Origin of the sequence: Kitasatospora putterlickiae, from assembly GCF_039527695.1 — a bacterium.
Taxonomy (GTDB): domain Bacteria; phylum Actinomycetota; class Actinomycetes; order Streptomycetales; family Streptomycetaceae; genus Kitasatospora; species Kitasatospora putterlickiae.
In genome coordinates this window covers 1-6002 of record NZ_BAAAKJ010000059.1, presented here as the reverse complement: position 1 = coordinate 6002, position 6002 = coordinate 1, and the positions used below count along the sequence as shown (strand labels likewise).

At 75.4% G+C, this 6002-nt stretch carries 6 protein-coding genes; 3 read left to right on the top strand and 3 right to left on the bottom strand.

Going from position 1 to position 6002, the window contains the following annotated elements:
* The 3 genes from ABD308_RS06770 to ABD308_RS06760 all read right to left on the bottom strand — a co-directional run.
* On the bottom strand, window positions 1-273 hold a 273-nt coding region (locus tag ABD308_RS06770; protein ID WP_425554711.1), incomplete at its 3' end, for a hypothetical protein.
* A gap of 42 nt (window positions 274-315) precedes the next feature.
* A complete protein-coding gene (locus tag ABD308_RS06765) occupies window positions 316-843 on the bottom strand; it encodes an RNA polymerase sigma factor (protein WP_344328987.1) in 528 nt (175 codons plus the stop codon).
* Window positions 844-1162: 319 nt separating this feature from the next.
* Window positions 1163-2641: a cytochrome P450 gene (locus tag ABD308_RS06760; protein WP_344328977.1), complete on the bottom strand. Its 1479-nt coding sequence runs from the start codon at window positions 2639-2641 to the stop codon at window positions 1163-1165.
* Between the two features lie 536 nt (window positions 2642-3177).
* Here ABD308_RS06760 and modA point away from each other — a divergent pair.
* Genes modA through ABD308_RS06745 form a run of 3 tightly spaced genes read left to right on the top strand, consistent with a single transcriptional unit; the run spans window position 3178 to window position 5914 of the window.
* Window positions 3178-3987, top strand: coding sequence for a molybdate ABC transporter substrate-binding protein (gene modA, locus ABD308_RS06755; protein WP_344328965.1), 810 nt, complete (start codon window positions 3178-3180; stop codon window positions 3985-3987).
* Window positions 3984-4835, top strand: a complete 852-nt coding sequence (locus ABD308_RS06750; protein WP_425554710.1) for an ABC transporter permease — start codon at window positions 3984-3986, stop codon at window positions 4833-4835. Before modA ends, ABD308_RS06750 begins: the two co-directional genes overlap by 4 nt.
* On the top strand, window positions 4832-5914 hold the full coding sequence (locus ABD308_RS06745; RefSeq protein ID WP_344328957.1) for an ABC transporter ATP-binding protein: 1083 nt from the start codon (window positions 4832-4834) through the stop codon (window positions 5912-5914). Before ABD308_RS06750 ends, ABD308_RS06745 begins: the two co-directional genes overlap by 4 nt.
* Window positions 5915-6002 lie beyond the last annotated feature (88 nt).

The window sequence follows — 6002 nt, the reverse complement described above, 5'->3', positions numbered from 1 at the left end:
CGCGGCGTACGCGATCAGGTGGCCGACCGGTGCGGTCGCGCCGGCGGCCCGACGCTCCGCGCCGGTGCCCACCGGGCCGCCGTCCACGGAGTCACCATCCGCCGCGCCGCAGTCCGTCTCGCGCCTGCCCGTCGCGCGGCTGTCCGCCGGACCGCCGACCGCGGGCCCGAACGCGACGGCGGCGGCGCGGGCCTGCCGGTAGGCGCCCAGCAGTTCGATCCAACGGCCCTCGTCCGCCAGGGAGCGGAGCCGATGCTCCTCGTACGTGATCACGATTCAGCGTACGGGCGGGACGGCGCGCGAGCTGACGATCCGTCAGCCCGGCGCGTCGGAACCGCCCCCGGCCCCGGCCCCGGCCCCGTCGGCCGTCTCGCGCTCCCGTTCGAGAACGGTCCGCAGCCGCTCCAGCGCCCGCCGCCGGGTGAGGGCCAGGGTGGAGCGGTGCACTCCGAGCAGGGCCGCGGCCTCCTCCAGCCCGTACCCGTCGAGGTCGACCAGCAGGACGGCGCGCGCCTGCTTGGCCGTCAGACAGCCCAGCAGCCGCACGACCTCCCAGTGCGCCTGCAGCTCGGCCTGCCCGCCCGCCTCGCCGCCGTCGAGCACCTCGAAGTCCTCCAGCGCCTCGAACGGCACCAGCCGGCGGCGGTCACGGCGCCAGTCGTCGCGCACCACGTTGACCATCGCGGTGAACGCGTAGGCGTAGGGCCGGGGATGGACGAGGAAACGGGCGGGCCGCCGGGCGATGCGCAGATACGCCTCGTGGACGACGTCCCCCGCGCCGAACGGACTTCCGAGCAGGCGCGCCGCCGCCCGGTGCAGCCTGGGCAGCAGTTCCGTGAACACCCGGTCGAACTCCGCCGATTCGGCCCCGGAACAGCGGTCCGGATCCCCTTCGCCCCGACAACCCGGCGCGCTCGCCATGCCGCCCCCTCGGAACTCGGCACCCCGCAGCCCGGTCGGCGGCCACCGACCGGAACCCCCACGACGCGGCTTCCGTCATGGTTCGCGGTCCTCCTGCCCGCTGCGATTCCCGGTGATGCGTCGTCGCCGCACCCTCCTGACCAGCGCGCACGGCCGCTCACACGCCCGTACGAACGCGCACGCGAACACTCGCACGCCCACCGCGAACACCCGCGCGAACAGCGCGCGCCCGCGTGTGCGCTCAGGCGCGCGGCGTCAGCCGCACCCGCATCGGGCTCCGCACCTGGAGCGTGATGCCCTGGCCGAGCCGCACCCCGCGGTCGATCGCCTCCAGGTCGAACTCCCGCAGCAGCGCGCCCAGCGCCAGCACGGACTCCAGCATCGAGAAGTGCTGTCCGATGCAGGCCCGCGGCCCGCCCCCGAACGGGTACCAGGCGTACCGGTGGCGCCCCTTCTCCCGCTCGGGCAGGAAGCGGTCGGGGTCGAAGCGGTCGGGGTCCTCCCAGTGGTCGGGGTGCCGGTGGGTCACCCAGGGCGCCAGGATCACCTGGGCGCCGGCCGGGATGACGTGCCCGTCGATCACCGACTCCTCCACCGAGCGGCGCCCCATCTGCGAGGCGGCCGGGTAGAGCCGCATGGCCTCCTTCAGCACCCGGGTCAGGTACGGCAGCGCCTCCAGGTCGGCGGCCGCCGGCTCCCGCCCGGCCAGCACCGCGTCCGCCTCCTCGCGCGCCAGCCGGCGCTGCTCGGGGTGCTTGGCCAGCAGGAACAGCGCGAAGGCGAGCGAGGTCGCCGTGGTCTCGTGCCCGGCGAGCAGGAAGATCAGCACCTGGTCGCGCAGCTCGTCCGGGTCGAGCCGCTCGCCGTCCTCGCCACGGGCCCGGGTCAGCAGCTCCAGCAGGTCGTCCGCGCCCTCCATGCCGTCCGCGCCCTGCATGCCGCGCGCACCGTCCGGCCCGTCCAGTGTGAGGACCCCGCCGGACCGTTCCGCCCGCCGGGCCCGCTCGGCGATGATCCGGTCGCAGACCGCGTACAGGTCACGCCGCGCCCCGGCGCCGCGCCGGTTGGACGGCGTCGGCCAGGATCGGGGCACCGGGACCGGCGCGAACCCGCGTTCGAGGACGAACTCCCCTATCACCGGGAAACTGCGGTGCACCACCTCCACCGCCTCCTCCACGTCCGAGCCGAACAGGATCCGGGACACCGTGCGCAGCGCGAAGCGCGACATCTCCCCGCCCAGGTCGACCACGCCGTCGGGCGCCGCCCGCCACCGTTCGGCCAGTGCCCGGCACTCCAGGACGACCGCCCGCGCGTAGCCGTCCACCCGGCGGCGGGTGAACAGCGGCTGGATCAGCCGGCGCTGGCGCTGGTAGTCGCCGTCCAGGCTGGTCAGCAGGCCGTTGCCGAGGCTGACCCGCAGTTCGTCGTAGAAGCTGTTGTCCTTGCGGAAGTTGGCGGCCTGGCTGCCGAGCACCTGGTGCGCGCCCTCCGGGGAGAACACGGCGTAGAACTCGGCGCGCAGTCCGGGCGGGCCGGCCACGAACCGGACGACGTCGCCGTAGTCGCGGCGGGCGTCGAGGTACGTCCGCAGCGGGCGCCTGGTCAGGTCGAGCAGCGAGCCCACCAGGGGGAGTCCGGGTGGGCCCGGTATCCGCCTGGCGGCTCCGGCGCCGGCGCGTGAGGCCGCGGTAACGGTTGCGGCAGCGACGGTGTGTGCCATGTCCCCTCCTCGGTCGTACCCCTGGTACCGCTCCCAACGTAACTGAGTGGTAATCAGAGCAGAAGGAGCGCACGGGGCGGCCCGGCAGTCGCCGGACAGCGCGCGCCTGGACCTTCGCGCCCCCTCTTCGTCCTCCATGCCGCCGCCCTCTCGGGCGAGGCAGGCGTCCTTGGCGGCCACCGCGCGGTAGCGGCCGACCCGCACGCGTTCGAGGGCGTCGTCGTTCGGGCGCTCCAGGACGGCCAACCGCTCGGCGGTGACCCGCGGCATGAACATGGGCGTACCTCCCCGGCCCGGCCGGTCGGTCGGTCGGTCGGTATGTGGACTGACGGCGCCACTCTCCCGCCCCGACAGGTCCGGGCGCGAACGGTTTTCCGGTCCGCACGCCCCCCGCACGCCCCCTGGGACCGCCCTCGCCTCTGCGATGGTTATAGCGATGATCAGACCGCATATGCGGCACTATGATCGGCATAAGGGCCGCAGACGCGGTCACGGACCCGCGCCCTTCCGGCGCGCCCAGGAGGGGAAGCGAAGGAATGACCATCCGCAGACTCACCGCCGTCGGCGCCACCGCCCTCGCCCTCGCCCTCGGCGCCACCGCCTGCGGCGGGGACGGCGGCACGGACGCCGGGAGCAGCCCGGCCGGCGGTGAGACCGGCTCCCCGAAGGCGTCCGGCCCGGTCACCGTGTTCGCGGCCGCCTCGCTCAAGGAGACCTTCACCGACCTCGGCAGGAAGTTCGAGGCCGCCAACCCCGGCACCAAGGTCACCTTCAACTTCGGCGGCAGCTCCGCCCTCGCCACCAGCATCAACTCCGGCGCCCCCGCCGACGTCTTCGCCGCCGCCAGCCCCGCCACCATGAAGACCGTCACCGACGCGGGCGGCGCCTCGGGCGAGCCCAGGACCTTCGTACGCAACACGCTCACCATCGCCGTCCCCAAGGGCAACCCCAAGCACGTCACCGGCCTCGCCGACCTGGCCGCCCCCGGCGTGAAGGTCGCGCTGTGCGCCAAGGAGGTGCCCTGCGGCGCCGCCGCGCTGACCGCCCTGAAGGCCGCGAACGTCAACCTCACCCCGGTCACCCTGGAACAGGACGTCAAGGGCGCGCTGACCAAGGTCGAACTGGGCGAGGTCGACGCCTCCCTGGTCTACCGCACCGATGTGCGGGCCGATGCCGGCAAGATCGACGGCGTGGACTTCCCCGAGGCGGCTCAGGCCGTGAACGACTACCCGATCGCCGCGCTGGCCAAGGCGCCGAACAAGGGCGGCGCCGCCGCCTTCGTCACCTACGTCCAGTCGCCCGAGGCGCGGCAGGTGCTGACCGCGGCGGGCTTCCAGACCCCGTGACCCGCCGCTCCCTCCCCCTCCCCCGGGCCCGCGGCCGGGCGCACGACCGCCCGCACGGCCGGCGCCGGGCGCACCGGGTGCCGGTCACCCTGCTGCTCCCGGCGCTGCTCGGCCTGGCGTTCCTGGTCCTCCCGCTGGTCGGGCTGCTGGTCCGGGCCCCGTGGAGCTCGCTCTCGGAGCAGCTCACCAGCCCGCAGGTGTGGGAGGCGCTGCGCCTGTCGCTGGTCTGCGCGACGGCGGCCACGGGCGTGTCGCTGGTGCTGGGGGTGCCGCTGGCCTGGCTGCTGGCACGCACCGAGCTGCCAGGCCGGCGGCTGATCCGGGCCCTGGTGACACTGCCGCTGGTGCTGCCGCCGGTGGTCGGCGGGGTGGCGCTGCTGCTGGTGCTCGGCCGGCGCGGCATCGTCGGCTCCTGGCTGGACTCGGCGTTCGGGGTGACCCTGCCGTTCACCACCACGGGCGTGGTGATCGCCGAGGCGTTCGTCGCGATGCCGTTCCTGGTGATCAGCGTGGAGGGCGCGCTGCGCGCCGCCGACCCGCGCTACGAGGAGGCCGCGGCGACGCTGGGCGCCTCCCGGCTGACCGCCTTCCGCCGGGTGACGCTGCCGCTGATCGCCCCGGGCATCGGGGCCGGGGCGGTGCTGGCCTGGGCACGGGCGCTCGGCGAGTTCGGCGCGACGATCACCTTCGCGGGCAACTTCCCCGGCCGCACCCAGACCATGCCGCTCGCCGTCTACCTGGCGATGGAGTCGGCCCCGGAGGCGGCGATCGCGCTGTCCCTGGTGCTGCTGGTGGTGTCGATCGCGGTCCTGGCCGGGCTGCGCGAGCGCTGGATGTCCGCCCCGTGACGCCCCCCGCCGCCCCCTCCGCCGCCGCCGGTCTGGACGCCAGGCTGCGGGTCGAGCGTGCCGTGTTCACCCTGGACCTCGCGCTCACCGCCGCGCCCGGCGAGGTGGTCGCGCTGCTCGGACCGAACGGCGCCGGCAAGTCCACCGCCCTGCGCGCGCTGGCCGGCCTGCTCCCGCTCGGCGCGGGGCACCTGCGGCTGGACGGCCGCGTCCTGGAGGACCCGGCCCGGCGACTGCACACCCCCGCCGAGGAGCGCCCGGTCGGCGTGGTCTTCCAGGACTACCTGCTGTTCCCCCACCTGAGCGCGCTGGACAACGTGGCGTTCGGCCCGCGCTGCCGGGGCCGCTCCAAGCGCGAGGCGCGCGCCGAGGCGGCCGGCTGGCTGGAGCGGATGGGGCTGGCCGAGCACGCGGACGCCCGGCCGGGCCGGCTCTCCGGCGGCCAGGCGCAGCGGGTGGCGCTGGCCCGGGCGCTGGCCGTCCGGCCGCGGCTGCTGCTCCTGGACGAGCCGCTGGCCGCCCTGGACGCCCGCACCAGGCTCGATGTCCGGGCCCAGCTTCGGCGCCACCTCGCCGAGTTCGAGGCGGTCGCGGTGCTGGTGACGCACGACCCGCTGGACGCGATGGTGCTGGCCGACCGGCTGGTGGTGATCGAGGACGGGCACGAGGTGCAGTCCGGCGTCCCGGCAGAGATCGCACGCCGGCCGCGCACCGACTACATCGCCCGGCTGGTCGGCCTCAACCTCTACCGGGGCACCGCGGACGGGCACCGGGTGACCCTGCCGCAGGGGGCCGTGCTGACGACGGACGGGGAGCTGTCCGGGCCCGCGTTCGTCGCGTTCCCGCCGTCCGCCGTGACCCTGCACCGGGCGCGGCCGGAGGGCAGCGCGCGCAACGTCTGGGAGCTGACGGTGACCGGCCTGGACCTGCACGGCGACCAGGTGCGGGCCGACCTGGCGGGCGCCGTGCCGATGGCCGCCGACCTGACCCCGGCGGCCGCCGCGGAGCTGCGGCTCGCGCCCGGCGCGACGGTCTGGGCCGCCGTCAAGGCCGCCCAGACGCACGCCTACCCGGCCTGAGGCCCGGGCGGGCGCCCGCCGCTACGGCCGCCCGCCGCTAGATGATTGATGCCAAGGGCTCGCTGGCGCGCATGACATGAAGCGAGGG

Excerpts from the sequence above, each read along its gene's own strand:
- ABD308_RS06760 (WP_344328977.1), bottom strand. The coding sequence starts at position 2,641 with ATGGCACACACCGTCGCTGCCGCAACCGTTACCGCGGCCTCACGCGCC.
- modA (WP_344328965.1), top strand. The coding sequence starts at position 3,178 with ATGACCATCCGCAGACTCACCGCCGTCGGCGCCACCGCCCTCGCCCTC.